The organism is Cohaesibacter marisflavi (genome assembly GCF_900115225.1).
Taxonomy (GTDB): domain Bacteria; phylum Pseudomonadota; class Alphaproteobacteria; order Rhizobiales; family Cohaesibacteraceae; genus Cohaesibacter; species Cohaesibacter marisflavi.
This window is the reverse complement of record NZ_FOVR01000012.1, coordinates 34,880-51,850: the sequence shown is the minus strand read 5'-3', so window position 1 is coordinate 51,850 and position 16,971 is coordinate 34,880. Positions and strand designations below refer to the sequence as shown.

14 protein-coding genes are annotated in these 16,971 nt (G+C 50.7%); 3 read left to right on the top strand and 11 right to left on the bottom strand.

Annotated features, from left to right (window positions below; all coding sequences use genetic code 11):
* Positions 1–2 precede the first annotated feature (2 nt).
* From BM258_RS18560 to argE, 4 genes are all read right to left on the bottom strand, one after another.
* On the bottom strand, positions 3–920 hold the full coding sequence (locus tag BM258_RS18560) for an ABC transporter permease (RefSeq protein ID WP_090074731.1): 918 nt from the start codon (positions 918–920) through the stop codon (positions 3–5).
* A gap of 34 nt (positions 921–954) precedes the next feature.
* Positions 955–1,938 (bottom strand): ABC transporter permease, encoded by a 984-nt coding sequence (locus BM258_RS18555; protein ID WP_175528155.1) that lies wholly within the window; start codon positions 1,936–1,938, stop codon positions 955–957.
* Between the two features lie 96 nt (positions 1,939–2,034).
* Positions 2,035–3,624 carry an ABC transporter substrate-binding protein gene (locus tag BM258_RS18550; RefSeq protein ID WP_090074729.1) on the bottom strand — a complete coding sequence of 530 codons (1,590 nt, stop codon included), beginning with the start codon at positions 3,622–3,624 and terminating at the stop codon, positions 2,035–2,037.
* Positions 3,625–3,751: 127 nt separating this feature from the next.
* A complete protein-coding gene (gene argE, locus BM258_RS18545) occupies positions 3,752–4,909 on the bottom strand; it encodes an acetylornithine deacetylase (protein WP_090074728.1) in 1,158 nt (385 codons plus the stop codon).
* 137 nt (positions 4,910–5,046) lie between these two features.
* Here argE and BM258_RS18540 point away from each other — a divergent pair, with 137 nt between their 5' ends.
* Positions 5,047–5,970, top strand: a complete 924-nt coding sequence (locus BM258_RS18540; protein WP_090074727.1) for a LysR substrate-binding domain-containing protein — start codon at positions 5,047–5,049, stop codon at positions 5,968–5,970.
* Positions 5,971–6,041: 71 nt separating this feature from the next.
* On the opposite strand, the gene BM258_RS18535 is transcribed toward BM258_RS18540, so the two are convergent.
* Positions 6,042–7,091 (bottom strand): lipoate-protein ligase LplAB, encoded by a 1,050-nt coding sequence (locus BM258_RS18535; protein WP_090074726.1) that lies wholly within the window; start codon positions 7,089–7,091, stop codon positions 6,042–6,044.
* A gap of 268 nt (positions 7,092–7,359) precedes the next feature.
* Between BM258_RS18535 and BM258_RS18530 the strand changes: the two genes are divergently transcribed.
* The gene (locus BM258_RS18530; RefSeq protein ID WP_090074725.1) at positions 7,360–7,761 is read left to right on the top strand and encodes a MarR family winged helix-turn-helix transcriptional regulator; all 402 of its coding nucleotides are present in this window, start codon (positions 7,360–7,362) and stop codon (positions 7,759–7,761) included.
* Positions 7,758–9,158 carry an MATE family efflux transporter gene (locus BM258_RS18525; RefSeq protein WP_090074724.1) on the top strand — a complete coding sequence of 467 codons (1,401 nt, stop codon included), beginning with the start codon at positions 7,758–7,760 and terminating at the stop codon, positions 9,156–9,158. Before BM258_RS18530 ends, BM258_RS18525 begins: the two co-directional genes overlap by 4 nt.
* 97 nt (positions 9,159–9,255) lie before the next feature.
* Here BM258_RS18525 and BM258_RS18520 read toward each other — a convergent pair whose 3' ends face one another.
* The 6 genes from BM258_RS18520 to BM258_RS18495 form a co-directional block, all read right to left on the bottom strand.
* Positions 9,256–10,431 (bottom strand): MalY/PatB family protein, encoded by a 1,176-nt coding sequence (locus BM258_RS18520; protein ID WP_090074723.1) that lies wholly within the window; start codon positions 10,429–10,431, stop codon positions 9,256–9,258.
* Between the two features lie 889 nt (positions 10,432–11,320).
* Entirely contained in the window at positions 11,321–12,376 is a 1,056-nt protein-coding gene (locus tag BM258_RS18515) for an aldose epimerase family protein (protein ID WP_244544767.1), read from the bottom strand.
* 247 nt (positions 12,377–12,623) lie between these two features.
* Entirely contained in the window at positions 12,624–14,618 is a 1,995-nt protein-coding gene (tkt, locus tag BM258_RS18510; protein WP_090074721.1) for a transketolase, read from the bottom strand.
* Positions 14,619–14,636: 18 nt separating this feature from the next.
* On the bottom strand, positions 14,637–14,981 hold the full coding sequence (locus BM258_RS18505; protein WP_090074720.1) for a RidA family protein: 345 nt from the start codon (positions 14,979–14,981) through the stop codon (positions 14,637–14,639).
* Between the two features lie 83 nt (positions 14,982–15,064).
* A complete protein-coding gene (locus BM258_RS18500; protein ID WP_090074719.1) occupies positions 15,065–16,084 on the bottom strand; it encodes a Gfo/Idh/MocA family protein in 1,020 nt (339 codons plus the stop codon).
* The gene (locus BM258_RS18495; protein ID WP_090074718.1) at positions 16,081–16,968 is read right to left on the bottom strand and encodes a sugar phosphate isomerase/epimerase family protein; all 888 of its coding nucleotides are present in this window, start codon (positions 16,966–16,968) and stop codon (positions 16,081–16,083) included. The genes BM258_RS18500 and BM258_RS18495 overlap by 4 nt, the downstream gene beginning before the upstream one ends.
* Positions 16,969–16,971: the final 3 nt, after the last annotated feature.

Below are 16,971 nucleotides of genomic sequence, written 5' to 3'. Positions count from 1 at the left end.
CCTTATCGCAGTTTCGGATTGAGCGCATCACGCAGCCAATCACCAAGAAGGTTCACGGCAAGGACGAGCAGGATGAGAGCAACACCGGGGAAGATCGTGATCCACCACTCTCCCGAGAAGAGATAGTCGTTACCAATACGGATCAAGGTGCCCAGCGATGGAGTGGTCGGCGGAACGCCAACACCCAGAAAGCTCAATGTCGCCTCGGTGATGATGGCAAGGGCCAGATGGATCGTCCCAATAACGAGAACCGGACCGGTTACGTTTGGCAGAATGTGACGGAACAGGATCGTACCCGGGCGAATGCCGATGACGCGCGCCGCCTGTACATATTCCTTGCCCTTTTCCACCATGGTCGCTCCACGCACCGTACGGGCATATTGCACCCAACCGGAGATACCAATGGCGAAGATCAACACATAGACCGCCAACTCATCATGCAATTCGCGTGGGAAAATACCGCGCGCGACACCATCAATCAGCAGTGCGATCAGAATCGCAGGGAAGGACAACTGAACGTCAGCAATACGCATGATGAAGGTGTCTGTGCGGCCGCCAACATAGCCACTGACGAGGCCGAGCCCGACACCGAGTACAACAGAGAAGGCAACCGATGCAAAGCCAACCAGAAGCGAAATACGGGCACCATAAAGAATGGTCGAAAGAATGTCGCGTCCCTGATCGTCCGTTCCAAGCAAGAAGCGGATATCGCCATCAAACTCGTTCCATGCCGGAGGCAGGTTGGAATCCATAATGTCGATCGCAGCAAGATCGAATGGATTGTGCGGAGCAATCCAGGGGGCGAAGATGGCTGCCAGAATGATGAGAAGTGTCACCACTGCAGACAGGATAACGATTGGCGAATGGGAGAAGCTGTACCAAAGGTCGCCGTCAAAAAACCGTTTCAGGGCTTGTTTCATTGGAAGAATTCCTGATTTACCATTGGGACACCTCTCATCGACCACTTGATACGCGGTCTACGCGCAAGCGCGGATCAACGAGGAAATACAAAACGTCAACAATCAGGTTGATGACCACAAAGAACAGGGCAATCATCACCAGATAGGCCGCCATAATAGGAATATCGACGTCACTGATGGCCTGAATGAAGAGAAGCCCCATACCCGGCCACTGGAAAACACTTTCGGTAATGATCGCAAATGCGATAATGGAACCGATCTGCAGACCGGTAATCGTGATCACCGGAACAAGCGTATTTTTCAGGGCGTGGCGATAATTGACAGACCGTTTGGGCAGCCCGCGTGCTCTGGCAAACTTGATAAAATCCGTACGCAGGATTTCCAGCATTTCAGCCCGAACAAGACGCATGATCAATGTCATCTGGAACAGCGCCAGGGTAAAGGCTGGCATGATGATGGATTTGAGGCCGGATTCGGTGAGCAAACCGGTGGACCACCATCCAAGATGGACGACATCTCCGCGTCCGAAAGTTGGCAGGACGCGCCAAACGACACCAAACAGCAGGATCATCAAAATACCGATAAGGAAAGTCGGTAGAGACACACCAATCAAAGATCCTGTCATGATCAGTTTTGAAATGATGCTGTCTCGATGCAAAGCTGTATAGACCCCTAACGGGATTCCCAACAACAAGGACATCAAGGCCGAAATGAAAGACAGCTCCAACGTTGCAGGCATACGCTCGGCAATCAGATCGCTGACAGGCTGTTTATGGTGATAGGAAAGACCGAAGTCTCCCTGCACCGCCTTGCCGACAAAACGTCCGAATTGCACGATGAATGGATCATTAAGACCAAGCTGTTCTCGCAATTGCTCACGCTCTGCAAAGGTCGTGTCCTGACCAACCATATTGCTGATTGGATCGCCGACATAGTTGAAGAGCGCAAAGGCTACGAATGCCACGGTCAGCATAACCAACACACTTTGCAGCAGCCGTTTCACGATGAATGAAATCACGGAATTTGCTCCCTGAGATCGAGTTGTTTGCCTGAAGATCATCTCCAAGCAAAAACCCGGGCATTCTGCGATGCCCGGGCGATGTTGTTGTTATTGTTATTCAGGAAGAACAACGTTGCGGAAGTCGAGAACGTTGTCGGCGCGCTGCGGCACGGTGACACCTTCGCGAACACCCCAGGAAAGAGGCTGCTGGTGCAGTGGCAGATAGCCAACTTCGTCTTTGACGATCTGGAATGCTTCGTCGATCATTGCCTGACGTGTTGCAGGATCGGTTTCTTTGCCGATCTCGTCAGTCAGTTCATCGACTCGAGCATTGGAATAGTGACCCAGGTTGAACATGCCTTTCTGAGCGTCTTTGTCGACAGAATGCATCAGGTTCAGGATGGCGTTGTGCGCATCGATGGAACCAGGTGTCCAGCCAAGCAGGTAGAAACTGGTGTCAAAACCACCCGTTGCAAGGATCTTGGCGAAATATTTGGACTTTGGCTGAGCGTTCAGGTCAACCTTCACACCAACTTTAGCCAGCATGGAAGCAACAGCCTGACAAACCTTCTCGTCGTTGACATAACGGTCATTCGGGCAATCCATACCAACTTCGAAACCATCAGGATACCCGGCTTCTTCAAGCAGTTTCTTGGAGAGTTTCGGATCATAGCTATATGGCTTGGCGATTTCAGCATTGAAGCCGTTGATCTGCGGAGCAATCAGAATGCCAGCTGGCGTGGAAGAACCGCGCATGATCTTCTTCTTGATCGCATCAAGATTGATCGCATGAGCAAAGGCTGCACGCACTTTCTGATCTTTGAACGGGTTCTTGCCTTTGATGTTGGAATAGAGCAGCTCGTCGCGCTCCTGATCCATGCCAAGGAAGATCGTGCGGGCTTCAGGTCCGGTCAGCGGAGCAACGCCTTCTGCTTCATCAAGACGTTTCCAGTCCTGAACAGCAACCGGGTAAACCAGATCCATTTCGCCGGAAATCAGAGCAGCAACGCGGGTGGAAGCCTGCGTGATCGGAGTGAACTCGACTTCCTTGACGTTTGACTTGATGTCTTTCCAGTAGCCATCAAAACGAACCAGTTTGGTTTTCACGTCTGGCTGACGCTCGACAACCATGAATGGACCGGTGCCGTTTTCATTGAGGTTGGCATAGTTGTTCGTGTTGGTGTCGCTTGGGCTGGTGGCTTCGAGCGTGTCGTGTTCTTCACTCCACTCTTTATCCATGATGTACAGGAAGGTAAGATCCTGCATCAGAACAGCGTTTGGCTGACCAGTGGTTGCCTCGATTGTGTAGTCATCCACTTTGGTCATGCTAGCGATCTGACCTGCGCGACCACGAAGGTCGGAGCCGTCGGTCTGGGCACGTTCCCAAGAGAAGATGACGTCATCAGCAGTAAAGTCGTTGCCGTTATGGAACTTGACGCCTTCACGCAGATGGAAGATCCATTTGTTTGGTTCCGGGTTTTCCCAAGACGTGGCCAAAGCCGGGATAAGCTTCAGATTTTCGTCATAAGCGGTTAGGGCTTCGTAGAAGTTTCCCTGGAAGCCGAGCGTAAAGGTCTCGTTGAGGCTATATGGGTCCAAAGAGCCCATGTCGCCCTGAAAGGCATATTTGAAAGTCTGTGCTTGCGAAGGAGCGGCGATTGCAAGGGCGCCGATAGCAGCCGCTACCAACAGTGATTTTCTCATTAATGTCATTTGCTGTTCCCTTTTTTATAAAAGATAACGAATTTTGCTCGGTGGGTTGCAGTTTGTTACGCGATCACATTTTGTACAAGGCCAAATACCACTTTTGTACAAGCGACCTTCATGTGATTCAGCTTTTTGTCTGAAGCACGATCAATTTGGTGATAAAATCCACGGCCTTGTCGACTTCAGAAACTTTTAAAAACTCATTGGCTTTGTGGGCCTGATCAATTGACCCCGGCCCGCAAACTATGGTTGACACTCCAGCTTCCTGGAATTGTCCACCCTCGGTACCATAGGGCACGACGCTACCGGTATTCTGGCCGGTCAGATGACGGCAGATCGCTTCAGCGGCGCCCTCCTCTTCGGGTGCCAATGGGGGCGCAGCGGCAATCACTTCGGTGACGATGTCACAGCCCGGAGCAACCTTGCGCATTTCTTTGAGCAGTTCAGCACAGTAGGCATCGAAACGATCCTTGATGTCGCTGATCTTGTCCCAAGGCATATCGCGCACATCCCAATAGAAGGAGCAATCGCGGGAAACGATGTTTGGCGCAGTGCCACCCTCGATCATGCCAACATGCACCGTCGTGTATGGAGGCTCGAAGCCGCTGTCTGGGAAGCTGTGTTCCTTATAGAAATTAAGCTGACCTTCGAGAAAGCAGACCAGTTTCGCGGCTGTCATAACAGCGCTCACGCCCAAGTGGATCTTTGAAGAATGGGCTTCCTGTCCGGTGACGGTCGTCTTGAAAACGTTGATACCCTTATGAGCGTTGACCATCTTCATGAGGGTTGGCTCACCGACAATGGCGGCGGCCGGTTTTGGCACCTGCTTGACAATTTCCTCAATCATGAATGGTGCGCCGACGCAGCCGATTTCTTCATCATAGGAAAGCGCGAGAATGATTGGCTTCTTGAGGTCAGCCTTGACCATTTCCGGAACAAGCGAAAGATTGATGGCAGAAAAGCTCTTCATATCAGCCACGCCACGGCCGTAGAGATAGCCGTCTTTTTCGACGACAGTGAAGGGATCCGTATCCCAAGGCTGCCCCTCTACAGGCACGCAATCTGTATGGCCACTCAGGATAATGCCGCCTTCAACTTTCGGACCGATCACAGCAAAAAGATTGGCCTTGGTCTTGTCATCATTATAAACAAGAGTGCTCTCGATATCGAAGCCGGCCAAATAATCTTTGACATAATTGATCAGTTCGAGATTTGACTTTGCTGAGTTGGTATCAAAAGACACCAGTTTGGAAATGAACTCGATTGCTTTTTTTTGTGTCACTTCAGTTGTCCTGTGGCGCTCGAAATATTGTTATTATTATACATATGGATAATTAGCAGCAGCATAATGTCAAATCGAATTTTTTTTGTCTTCTATGCGTAGATGCTATACCCTGTCAATAATATCATTCGCTCTTTATGAAAAATGGACCGCCCATGCGACTACGACAGATTGAAGCATTCAGAGCCACGATGAATACCGGCACCATCACAGGTGCGGCAAACATGATGGCGGTTACACAACCCTCCGTTAGTCGTCTGATTGCGGATCTTGAAATCAATTTGGGATTTCGGTTGTTTGAACGAAAGGGAAGCCGACTGCAACCAACGGAAGAAGCGCTTCGTTTCTATCAGGAGGTCGAGCGAACATTTGCCGGAATTGATCAACTTGAAGCTGTAGCAGATCGAATTCGTCAGGAGCAGATGGGTCTGTTGAGTGTCTTTTCGACGCCCGCTCTTGCGACTTCCCTCATGCCAAAAGTTCTAAAAAACTTCCACCAATTATACCCAGAAACTAAAGTGCGCCTTGAAGTGCGCATGCCCATGGAAATTTTTTCACAGCTCCAGTCGAGTGCAGGAGACGTCGGTGTTTCCAATCATGCCGCCGAGTTGCCGGGTGTCATACAAGAGCCTCTCTACGATGCGGCTTTTGTTTGTGTATTGCCAAAAGACCACCGTCTGGCAAAAAAGGACGTCATAAACCATGGTGATCTTGATGGAGAGACCCTGATCGGACTTTCGGCTGAGGGACCGCTCAACTGGAATAAGATTTTCAAGAATTTTCGAGAAAAGGGCATCGAGAACTATAACTGGATTTCGACGCAACATGCAGAGGCTGGCTATGCGTTGGTTTCCGAGGGCTTGGCAATTGGTGTGTTGGAGCCATTTTCGGCAAAACGCTGGGAAGGCATTGGGGTCGTCGTTCGTCCACTCAGACCCAAGATCTGTTTTTCATTCTCCATTTGCTTTTCAGCAAACAAAGCCAAATCATCCGTTGCCCAAGACTTCGCCAAGCTCGTTCGTCAGCAGCTCGCAGATGAGCCTCCTCTTTATCAGGATTAGGCCAGCTTACTAAGGGCACCGGTTAACCGCCCCTGATAGGGTATAATTAGAGGCGGTTTACCTGTTTTAGATTATGGGATTTGGTTCAGCCATTCTTCGGTGCTGAATTTTTCGGCCACAAGCTTTTCCGCAGCAGCATATTCTTCTGGTGTTATACCGCTCTCGGCTCCACCATTCAGGGACATGAAAGTTTGCTTCATGTGGTCGATTACGGCCCGTCTCTCCATGCCAGTCTGGCTCTTGACCGGATCGACACGCTTTGCAGCGCTCGCAGTGCCTTTGTCCGAGAGTTTTTCACGCCCGATGCGCAACACTTGCATCATCTTGGAGGCATCCATGTCGTAAGCCATCGTTACGTGGTGCAACACCGTATTGCGCTGATAGCGCTTTTGTGCTGCGCCGCCAATCTTGCCCTTAGAGCTGGTGATATCGTTGAGTGGCTTGTAAAAGGCGTCGATCCCCATTTCATTGAGCGCCTTAAGTACCCAATTATCAAGAAAAGCGTAGGAATCGGCAAAGCTCATATCGGCGACGAGGTCTGTTGGCGCATATAGAGAATAGGTGATGGCGGTCCCCTTCTCCACGAACATGGCCCCTCCACCCGTCACACGGCGAATGACTTCCACGTCATGCTCTTTGGTCGCGTCCAAATCGACTTCGTTCCTCAGGGACTGGAATTTACCGATGATAATCGCAGCCCGATCCCATTCCCAGAAGCGTAGTGTTGGAGCGCGGCGACCAGAAGCAACTTCTTGTGCGAGTACATCATCCAGTGCCAAATGCATAGCGGGAGGCACCGCGCCGCTATCAATGATCTGCCACTCGTAATCGCGCCATGTTTTGCTGACACCAAGAGCACGGCGCACGGCGATAGCGACAGATTCTGGTGTAAAGCCGATCATCGCAACATCACTATCGAGCTTGGCATTGATCGCCTTGGCCATCTCTTCGACGGATGCACTAGCCGACACGCCTTCAAGGGATGCACATATATCGTCCAAAGCTTCCGCAGGTTCGAGGAAAAAGTCACCGGCGATCTGTACGTCGCTCAAAGCGCCATCTTTAACCTCGACGTCGGCGACGACTAGTTTCCCGCCATGTACCTTATATTCACCATGCATGAAATGTCTCCTGTAAAGCTCTGAATTCACTATTCGCTCAAGCGCGGGCAACCTAGGCTTAAATAGGAACCCGAGCAAGATTTTTCAGGGTCCCCTTTTTAAAACCTGCTGCGCATTTTCTGCATAAGAGCTAACCATCCTTTATATTCGTGTGATTTGGACATGAAATCCGCCCCATCTTCATTGAAAAGACATTATTCCAGCATTAAATATATTTGCTGGTGTCGGTTTCATTCTCAAACAGATCAACGACAAGCTAAGCCAATATATGAATAACGAGCTTCAGCCGTTTGGTCTAACCATGACGCAAGCCAAGTTTTTGCGCTTTCTCAATAGCCGAAAAGGCATGGATACGTCCCAAAAGGACATCGAGGACTATTTCGACATTGCCCACTCCACCGTTATTGGCGTTTTGAGGCGCCTTGAACAAAAAGAGTTGGTTACCTTTGTCGATGATCCCAAAGACCGAAGGAAGAAGCTGGTCATCCTCCTGCCAGCTGAACAAAAAATCCACGACCAGGTTCAAAGAGCCAAAAAGCGGATTGACGAACAAATGTTAAAAGGCATGACACAAGACCAGATTGAAGCGCTGGAAAAGAGCCTGAAGCAGCTTCACGACAATATTCTGGACTTGACACATAACAATAAGAACGGACCGCACGAGATATGAAACCGCAAGACCTATCCAAAGAGAACTATCTCTTCGAGAGAATGCCCGTCCCTCGAGCCATTCTCATGAACGCCCTGCCAACCATTGCCGGCATGGTTGTCATTCTTGTCTATAACATTGCCGACACCTTCTTTGTTGGCCAAACCAACGATCCATTTCAGGTAGCTGCTGTTTCGCTAGCAACGCCCGTTTTTCTACTATTCATGGCAACGGGTAACTTAATTGGCATTGGTGGTACATCCGTCATTTCCAGGGCGTTTGGTGAAAAACGCCCCGAATTTGCCAATCACGTCAGTTCCTTCTGCTTTTACGCGGCGTGGCTCGTAGGGATTGTCTTTGCGACAGTCTTCCTGTTTTGCATGCCTCAAATCTTGCAAGCGATTGGGGTGAGCGGCAACACGATCGTGCCGACACGTGACTATCTGACCTATGTGGCTCCCAGTGCGCCTTTTGTGATCATGAGTGTTGCCTTCGGCAATATCGTCCGCTCTGCAGGCAAGGCAAAGGAAGCAATGTTCGGCATGATGTTGGGCACGGGGCTCAACATCATTCTCGATCCTATCTTCATTCTCTATTTTGATATGGGCGTTGGCGGGGCAGCTATCGCGACGCTGATTGGCAACGTTGTTTCGGCCTACTATTTCTGGCGTCTGGTATCGGGTGGCAAAACGTCCCTTTCCATCAGCTTTGCCGACTTCCGCATTCGCGGCGTCATCCTGCCCGTTATCTCCATTGGTATCCCGGCTGCTCTAAACAACGTCCTTATGAGCACCTCAATCATCGTTCTCAACAATGTGCTGTCGAGCTATGGCGACATTGCTGTCGCAGCAATGGGCGTCGCAACAAAGGTGTCGATGATAGCAGTGCTGTTGCAGATCGGGCTTGGTGTCAGCATTCAGCCGTTGTTGGGCTATAACTATGGCGCCAAGAATGCAGAGCGCTTTCGTGCAATCTTGCAGACAACGATCATTTATGCTCTGGTCATGGGCTCAGTGTTGACACTGGCTAGCTGGCTTGGTTCTGGCTATATCGTCAATGCCTTTATCGAAGATCAGGCGGTTTATGATCAAGGCGTACGCTTTGTCAAAGCCCTGCTACTGACAGGTCCCGTCATTGGCATCATGTTTGTCTATATCAACACTCTACAGGCAATGGGGGCCGCTAAGGAGTCACTTATTCTTTCAATCAGCCGACAGGGCTTCATCTTCATCCCGATGATCTTTACACTGAACTATTTCTTCGGGCTCTCTGGCGTGGTTTACGCCCAGCCTGTAGCAGATGTCATGGCCATCCTGATTTCGATTGCTCTGGTTTATCCGCATTTGGCGAAATATCTGCCCAAGAGCGAAACCGTAAGCAACCAACCTGCTGACTATAAAAGCCAACCAGCGCACTAGATGACTCTTGGCTTTCAAAATAAGATGACAAAGCCCCCAATGGATATCCATCCACGGGGGCTTAATGTTGTCTGGAGGCTTTTCCCCAAGGCTTTAATCAGCCCTTGTTGTTTGCCTTGAGTGCTCTGAAGACACGGTCAATCAACTCGTTGAGGATTTGTGGTGAGGTTGCATAGTTGAAGCGGACAAATTGTTCGTATCCCTCGCCAAAATTAGCACCGTCGCCACCAACCACACGGCCTGTATCGCGCAAATAAGTAAAGGCTGAAGATGGCAGATCCAACGTGGAGAAATCAGCCCACCCCAAATAAGTTGCCTCGGGTTTGATCAACCCCACTTCCGGCATCTCACGTGCAAATCGATCAACAAAGAGGTTCCGGTTTGCCTCAAGCTGAGCCAGGGCCTCCGAGAACCAGACATCGCCCTTCTCCCAAGCTGCGATGGTTCCCAACATACCACCAATGCCCGGGTGCCCTAAAAGCATCGGCGGCAGTTTTTGCGAAAAGCGATCCATGAGCGTCTTGCTGCCGAAATACATCACAGCGCAGCCCAGTCCGGGGATGTTGAATGTTTTGGAAGCCGATTGCAGCGTAACTGTCTGATCAGCCAATTCCGGGAACATCTTCAAGAAAGGCGTGTGCTTACGGCCATCAAAGAGAATGTCGCAGTGTATTTCATCTGAAATGACAACAAGTCCGTGCTCTTGGGCAAGTTTGGCAAGTGGCGCCAGCTCTTCCTTGGAAAAGACCCGCCCCGTTGGGTTATGGGGATGGCATAGCAGCAGGATCTTTACATCTGATGTGATCTGCCTTTTTAGCCCTTCGATATCGAGATCATAGCGACCATCGACCACGGGCATAGCGTTGCAGACCGCGTTCCTTCCTGTTTGCTTGATGGCGGCAAGAAACATCGGATAAGCGGGAATCTGGACAGAGACACCCTCGCCCTTTTCGCTAAATGCGAAAACCGTTGCAGCAATCGCCTGAACGAGATTGGTCACCGGTAAAACCGTCTCGGTATCGACACCCCAATCAAATTTTCTTTGCATGCGATCCTGGAAGGCCTTCTTCAATTGCGCTTCGGGGCCGTGGGGGCCATGAGAAGAATAGCCGAAGCGCTGATGATCAACGGCTTCTTGCAACGCCTCGAGGATGACAGGTGCTACGGCAAAATCCATTTCGGCAGGATTGGACGGTACAATGTCTTCATCAAAATCAACCCACTTACCGCTTGCCCGCAATCGCAAGCTCTCGATATTCAGACATTCAAACATGGCTATCCTTTCGCATTTTCATAATTGAGCAATCAGATATAGGTATGAGAAAATATGATGGTAGGCAATGGGGACTGTCGGATCTGTCGCCAAAGGCGAGGCTGAAGTATCCGAGTCTACCCGTAAGGACAGTTTATCGCATCGGGGCTATTTGAAAGCCGGTTATCAGGCAATTGTCACAAGATTTTGGGTGACGACTAAAATTTCTGCAGTTTTCCAATTCGTGCCTGATATTCAGACATTTACCATACATCCACACACTATTGACTCGCTATTGGGGTCGAATTTCTGCCAATTGGTTAGAAATACGCAAATGATCGCCCAACGCACATCGTGCACAAATTATATTCATCACTAGAAACAAACACCTAAAGAAAGTATTCGCGAATTGTCCCCGCTTGACAGAATGGCTCTAAAGTAGTTGATTATACGCATGACACATCGTTTTGATGTCTCTCCAAATGTTGAATATTTATATTACTCTCCACCATTAAGCAGTCGTTGCCCGCGAGAATTTTACAGTAACCTAATTATAGAGTATCCACAAAACTACTTTTAAAAATTTACATTTTTATTATATATTACAAAAAACAAGAATTATATTAACACTCTACTTTGAATTTGAATTCAAATTCAGGATGACCTCAATTTTGCCAAAAAAATGGCAAGCTGCGGAGGAACAATTTCCCTTACCAATAGAATTAAAGCTTGGCTCTCAAGGAAGGGAAATATAGTGCAGCTTGCCAGTTGGATTGGTGAGGTTGGGAGGTCCGCCCCTCACCATAGGAAGATCGTTTGTCAGGCGATATGTGAGGCCACGATTTAGGCGGCCAGACACGAAATCGTTCTTTGTTTTGCGATGCCAGTTATCTTTGGCGGGACGCAATTGCTAGACTGACATATTCTTAGAAAAGACGAATTTCATGCGATTGCTGTAGGTCTCTCCGGGCTTAAGGACCACGGACGGGAACTCGGGATGGTTGGGCGAATCCGGATAATGTTGCGTTTCAAGCGCAAAGCCGGGATAGGTTTCATACAGCGCACCGCTCTTCCCCTTTGTTGGCTGATCCTTGAAATGATTGGCCGTATAGAATTGTACGCCGGGCTGGTTTGAGTAGAGTTCAAATCCCCGTCCACTGGCAGGATCGGCCGCTTTCGCAGTCAACCGCATCTTTCCGTCATAAACCGCGTGGCACAGATTGTGATCATATCCTCCATCCGGCCAAGCATCGGCAATATTGTCGCCAATGGCGTGGAGTTTGTTGAAGTCAAACGGAGTTCCCTTGACAGGCACAATCTCACCGGTTGGGATTTTTTCTGGTGTTACGAGTGTGTAGCGGTCAGCGAGGATGCAGAGCTGCTGGTCTTCGACACTGCCGCTGGCATGTCCTGCCAAATTCCAATAGCCATGATAGATAATGTTTATAATGGTAGTCTTGTCGGTTGTCGCCTCCATCGTCAGCTCTAGTGAGCCCATACAATCAACACGATAGGTTGCAGCCACTTCGACTGTGCCGGGATAGTTCTGGTCACCATCAGGGCTGTGCATGCGAAAGGTAACGGAATTGTCTTCAGCATTCGGCTCCGCATGCCAGAAGCGCTTGCCATAGCCGGGCAAGCCGCCATGCAAATGGTGGGGACCACTGTTGGTAGGCAGTTGAATCTCTTCCCCTTCCAGCGTGAATTTGCCCAGATTGATCCGGTTTGAAAAGCGGCCGCATATTGCGCCAGCATTGCCCGGATTATCAATATAGCTTGCGGGATCATCATAGCCGAGCACTATATCTTCGACTTTTCCGTTCCTGTCGGGACGCAAAACGCGGGTCAGGATGGCCCCATAGGTCATGACTTCGATGGTCGTTTCGCCTCCGGTGATGCGATAGGCTTCGACATCCTTGCCATTGATCTTGCCAATCACTTCGTGCTCAATTGCTGAATTTGCCAAAACAATTCCTCCTCGCCCGGAAAGACGTTCATTTAAGGTGGGTCGCTTCGCATGAATTGAAACGGATGGCCCACCTGAATTATGACCGCGTTTTCCAGTACGGTACGTCCCTTTTTCGGGATTGATCTTGAATTTCAGATTGCCTCTATAAAGGACAGAGGCTGTCCTCTTTTTCGGAGGCCAGCGGTGTGCGCCGGCCTCCAGATTGTCAGATTGCAGATCTGCCAGTCTAATCGGCAGCCTCGCTTTAGAGGACAGATTTGACCGCTTCAGCAACCGCTTTGTCGGTAATGTTGAAGAAGTCATACAGCACAGCCGGAGGAGCAGACTCGCCGAAGGTATCCAGGCCGACGCAAGCGCCTTCAAGCCCGACATATTTGCGCCAGTAGTCGGTATGAGCGGCTTCAACGGACACCCGCGGAATGCCTGCAGGCAAAACTTCCCTCTTGTAAGCCGCATCCTGACGATCGAACAGGTACGTGGATGGCATAGAAACAACGCGCGCGTTGATGCCTTCCTTGGCCAGAAGGGCCTGCCCTTTGAGTGCGATATCCATTTCGCCGCCCGTGGCGATGATTACCGCCTGCAGATCGCCTTTTTCTTCGCTGATGACATAGCCACCCCGTTTGATGGCATCGATCTGGGCGTCATTGCGTGCAAAGGCTGGGCAAACCTGACGGCTAAGAGACATTAGCGTCGGGGTCGTGTCATGTTCTAGAGCGCATTCCCAAGCAACAGCAGCTTCTGTTGCATCGCATGGACGCCAGACATCGAGGTTCGGGATCATGCGCAGTGAGCCCAAATGTTCAATCGGCTGATGCGTTGGGCCATCTTCGCCAACGGCGATAGAGTCATGGGACAGAGCGTAAATGACGCGCTGTTTCATGAGCGCACCCATGCGAATGGCATTTCTCTGGTAATCCGAGAAAGTGACATAGCCGCCACCAAACGGGATAAGACCACCATGCAAGGCAAGACCGTTCATGATGGCACCCATGCCGAATTCGCGAATACCGGCAAAGAGGAAGTTGCCTCCATCTTCAGGGGTGATGGCTTTGCAGTCATCCCAGATAGAAAGGCACGAGCAAGCAAGGTCTGCGGACGCACCGATCAGCTCTGGCAGTTCTTTGGCGATCATGGTGATTGCCTTGTGACTGGCCATCCGAACCGGCATTTCTTCCTGAGCCTTGGCGGTTTCCGCGATGTACGCCTTCATCTTATCGGCAAAATCAGCAGGCACTTCACCGGCCATGCGACGTTTGTAGCTTGCGGCTTCTGAGGGGAACGCTTTTTCATAGGCTGCGAAAGCGTCATTCCAAGCGGCTTCTGCTGCAGCTCCTTCATCGACAGCACTCATTTCGTCATAGACTTCCTGAGGGATTTCGAATGCAGGATAGGTCCAGCCCATCAGCTTGCGTGCGTTGGTGATCTCTTCGTCGCCTAGCAGATTGCCATGACAGGCAGCAGTGCCAGCAACAGTCGGAGCGCCCTTGCCGATGGTGGTTTTGCAGCAGATCAGGGTCGGCTTGTCGCTCTGTTTTTTCGCTTCAGCAACAGCAGCTTCAACAGCTTCGATGTCATGCCCATCAATGTCACGAATAACATTCCAGCCATAGGCTTCGAAACGCTTCGGAGTATCATCTGTAAACCAGCCTTTCACCTCACCATCAATGGAAATGCCGTTATCGTCGTAAAGCGCGATAAGCTTGCCAAGACCTAGGGTTCCTGCGAGCGAGCAGGCTTCATGGGAGATGCCTTCCATCATGCAGCCATCGCCAAGGAACACATAGGTGTTGTGATCAACGATGGTGTGGCCCGGCCGGTTATATTCAGCAGCCAAAACCTTTTCGGCAAGCGCCATGCCGACAGCGTTGGCAATGCCCTGTCCGAGAGGTCCGGTGGTTGTTTCAATGCCTGGCGTTACACCATATTCCGGATGCCCTGGCGTTTTGCTGTGTAGCTGACGGAAATCCTTGATGTCGTCCATGGTAACGTCATAGCCGGTGAAATGCAGCAGACTATAAATCAGCATGGAACCATGACCGTTGCTGAGCACAAAGCGGTCGCGGTTGTCCCATTTTGGATTTCTGGGGTTGTGTTTGAGATGACCTTTCCAAAGGGCAACCCCCATTTCAGCCATGCCCATAGGCATGCCGGGGTGGCCTGATTTGGCGTTCTGGACTGCATCAGCCGAAAGGAACCTGATTGCGTTTGCGAGAACAGTTGGGGCTCTATCTGCCATTTTAAACCTCGTGGAGACTTACTTGTATGCCGTAACAAAAATTTCGATCAGGGTGTCGCCGCCCAGATCCGGAGAACAAAGTGTTGCGCGTGCAGGAAGATGCTCGGCTTCAAACCAGTCACCCCAGACTTCACTCATCTCGGCTTTCAGATCGAGACTGGCGAGATAGATGGTTGCGAACAGAACCTTGTTCTTGTCTGACCCTGCTTCGTGCAGATAGCCTTCCATCTTTTCGAGGGTTTCGAGCGTTTGCCCTTTGATATCCTTACTGGTATCATCGCAAGCGGTACCGCCGACAAAGACAAATCCATCTTTCTCAACGACACGATGCAACACAGGGGTAGGAAGATATCTGTTTACCATGGTGTGTTTCCTTTCCTTGTTTGTGGGGGAATTGTCGCAATGCTTGTGGAAGGGCGCGGCAATTCCCTTGATCCTTTTTGGCGTTATTTCTTTTGTTTCTTGAACTCTTGCTCGATCAAAGCTGTCATGTGTTCGAGAGACGCCATCGCTACGACGCCATCGTGGATTTGCGGTGCGGCCGATGTCTCGCCCCTGAAGGCGGCGGCGGCATCGGCGATCAAAGCTGCATAGCCTTTGTGATCTTCGTTGGCTGCAGCAGTGAAGTTTGGCTCCCAACAGAGCGTATCAACGTTCGGATTGAGAGTGGCCTCCCTGTCATCCGCCTTGAATGGTGGGTGACGGAAATATTTGACATGGATGATATTCTGGATCTCGATCCGCTTGTGATCACCCATGATGGTCATGCTTTCGGTAGGCGTTCCGCGTGATTGGGTTGTGCCCATTGCGACGGAGCCGATCGAACCATTTTCGCATTCGAAGCCGAGGTGAACGAGAATATGTCCCGGTTCCGAAACGTTGACGCGCACTGACAGATCTGCAAAGGGGGCCCCTGCCATCCATGGCAACAGATCCATATAATGCACGCAGTGATGCAGGTAGAAGCTTGAATAGTCGGCCTTGCCTGCAAAGTAAGCGGGCTCGTTCATATAGTAGCCAGAGAGCCCCATAATCGGCCCGAATTCAGGTGCTTTTAGGATGTTCCTTGCGATGCGGTTGCCCGTCGCGTAGCGTTTCATGAAGCCGACGACGACCGGCTTGCCAGCCTTGTCAGCTGCATCTGCAATCTCTTGCGTGCTAGCCAGATCCTTTGCGGGTGGCTTTTCTATAAAGACGGGCAGCCCTTTTGCGAGAGCAGCAAGTGCGGCATCATGATGAACCTCTGGCCCGACAGCCATGCCGATGGCATCAAGCCCCTTGTGATTAATCAGGTCGCGAAAATTGCCATAGGAAGCATCTGCACCATATTGCCATGCAGCCTTGGAGGCGGCCTGTTCGTTCAGATCGCAAACAGCAGCAATTCGTAGATCATTCTTAGCCAATTGCGGCATCAGCATTTGAGACGCGTGGCGGCCACAGCCAATCCAGCCGATATTGAGTGTCATCTTTGAAACTCCGCCATGTGGGCACATGCGCGCACCAGGTCTATTGAGGCAATCAGTTTCTGGCTTTCGTCTTCGTGAGGTGGGCGCCATTGAGCGATAGGCAAACCGATCCGGTCATCATCACGCCGGAAGGGTTCGAGTGTAATCGGCCCTTGATAGTTTATGTCGCGAAGAGCCTTCATAATTTCTGGCCAGTTCATGTTTCCCGTACCGGGAAAGCCACGATGATTTTCATTTCCTTGGAAATAAACCAGTTTATTGCCTGCCAGCCGGATCGCATCAGGAATGGACCGCTCCTCGATGTTGGCGTGGAACGTGTCAAACAACAGACCAAGCGAAGGGTGATCCACCGCACTGATCACACGCATGGCCTGCGAAACCGTAGAAATCACGTCCGTTTCGTAGCGATTGAGGGGTTCGAGAGCGAGCAGGCAACCTGCTCCGTTGGCCAGGAGGGATAATTTGGACAAGGCCTCAATCACCCGCTGCTCTCTAGCTTTCATTTCCGCATCAGTGACAGGCGCGGGCGCCCGTCCTGCAAACACCATGGGAGCACCATACAATGGACCGCCAACCGAAATGGCGCCGACTGCATGCGCCAGATCGATGCAATATTTCAGATAGTCGGATCCCGCTAAGCGAATTGCTGGGTCTCCATCCGAAATAGAACGTGTAAGAGATACTCTTGCGGCCAGCGCAATGGTAAGACCAGCATCATCGAGCGCCTTTCTTACATCGCTTGCATCAAGCCCTTCTTCAGGTTCGGGAACCAACAGTTCTACCAGATCAAATCCGAGCTCTTTCATCCGGGCAAACAAGCCCAGATGCTCCCGCCTGAAGGGGCGGGCAAATTGCATCGATATGATTCCGATTGGGTTGTTCATTGT

Excerpts from the sequence above, each read along its gene's own strand:
- BM258_RS18540 (WP_090074727.1), top strand. The coding sequence starts at position 5,047 with ATGAAAAATGGACCGCCCATGCGACTACGACAGATTGAAGCATTCAGA.
- BM258_RS18560 (WP_090074731.1), bottom strand. The coding sequence starts at position 920 with ATGAAACAAGCCCTGAAACGGTTTTTTGACGGCGACCTTTGGTACAGC.
- BM258_RS18495 (WP_090074718.1), bottom strand. The coding sequence starts at position 16,968 with ATGAACAACCCAATCGGAATCATATCGATGCAATTTGCCCGCCCCTTC.
- BM258_RS18530 (WP_090074725.1), top strand. The coding sequence starts at position 7,360 with ATGAATAACGAGCTTCAGCCGTTTGGTCTAACCATGACGCAAGCCAAG.
- BM258_RS18525 (WP_090074724.1), top strand. The coding sequence starts at position 7,758 with ATGAAACCGCAAGACCTATCCAAAGAGAACTATCTCTTCGAGAGAATG.
- BM258_RS18505 (WP_090074720.1), bottom strand. The coding sequence starts at position 14,981 with ATGGTAAACAGATATCTTCCTACCCCTGTGTTGCATCGTGTCGTTGAG.
- tkt (WP_090074721.1), bottom strand. The coding sequence starts at position 14,618 with ATGGCAGATAGAGCCCCAACTGTTCTCGCAAACGCAATCAGGTTCCTT.
- BM258_RS18550 (WP_090074729.1), bottom strand. The coding sequence starts at position 3,624 with ATGAGAAAATCACTGTTGGTAGCGGCTGCTATCGGCGCCCTTGCAATC.
- BM258_RS18535 (WP_090074726.1), bottom strand. The coding sequence starts at position 7,091 with ATGCATGGTGAATATAAGGTACATGGCGGGAAACTAGTCGTCGCCGAC.
- BM258_RS18500 (WP_090074719.1), bottom strand. The coding sequence starts at position 16,084 with ATGACACTCAATATCGGCTGGATTGGCTGTGGCCGCCACGCGTCTCAA.
- BM258_RS18520 (WP_090074723.1), bottom strand. The coding sequence starts at position 10,431 with ATGTTTGAATGTCTGAATATCGAGAGCTTGCGATTGCGGGCAAGCGGT.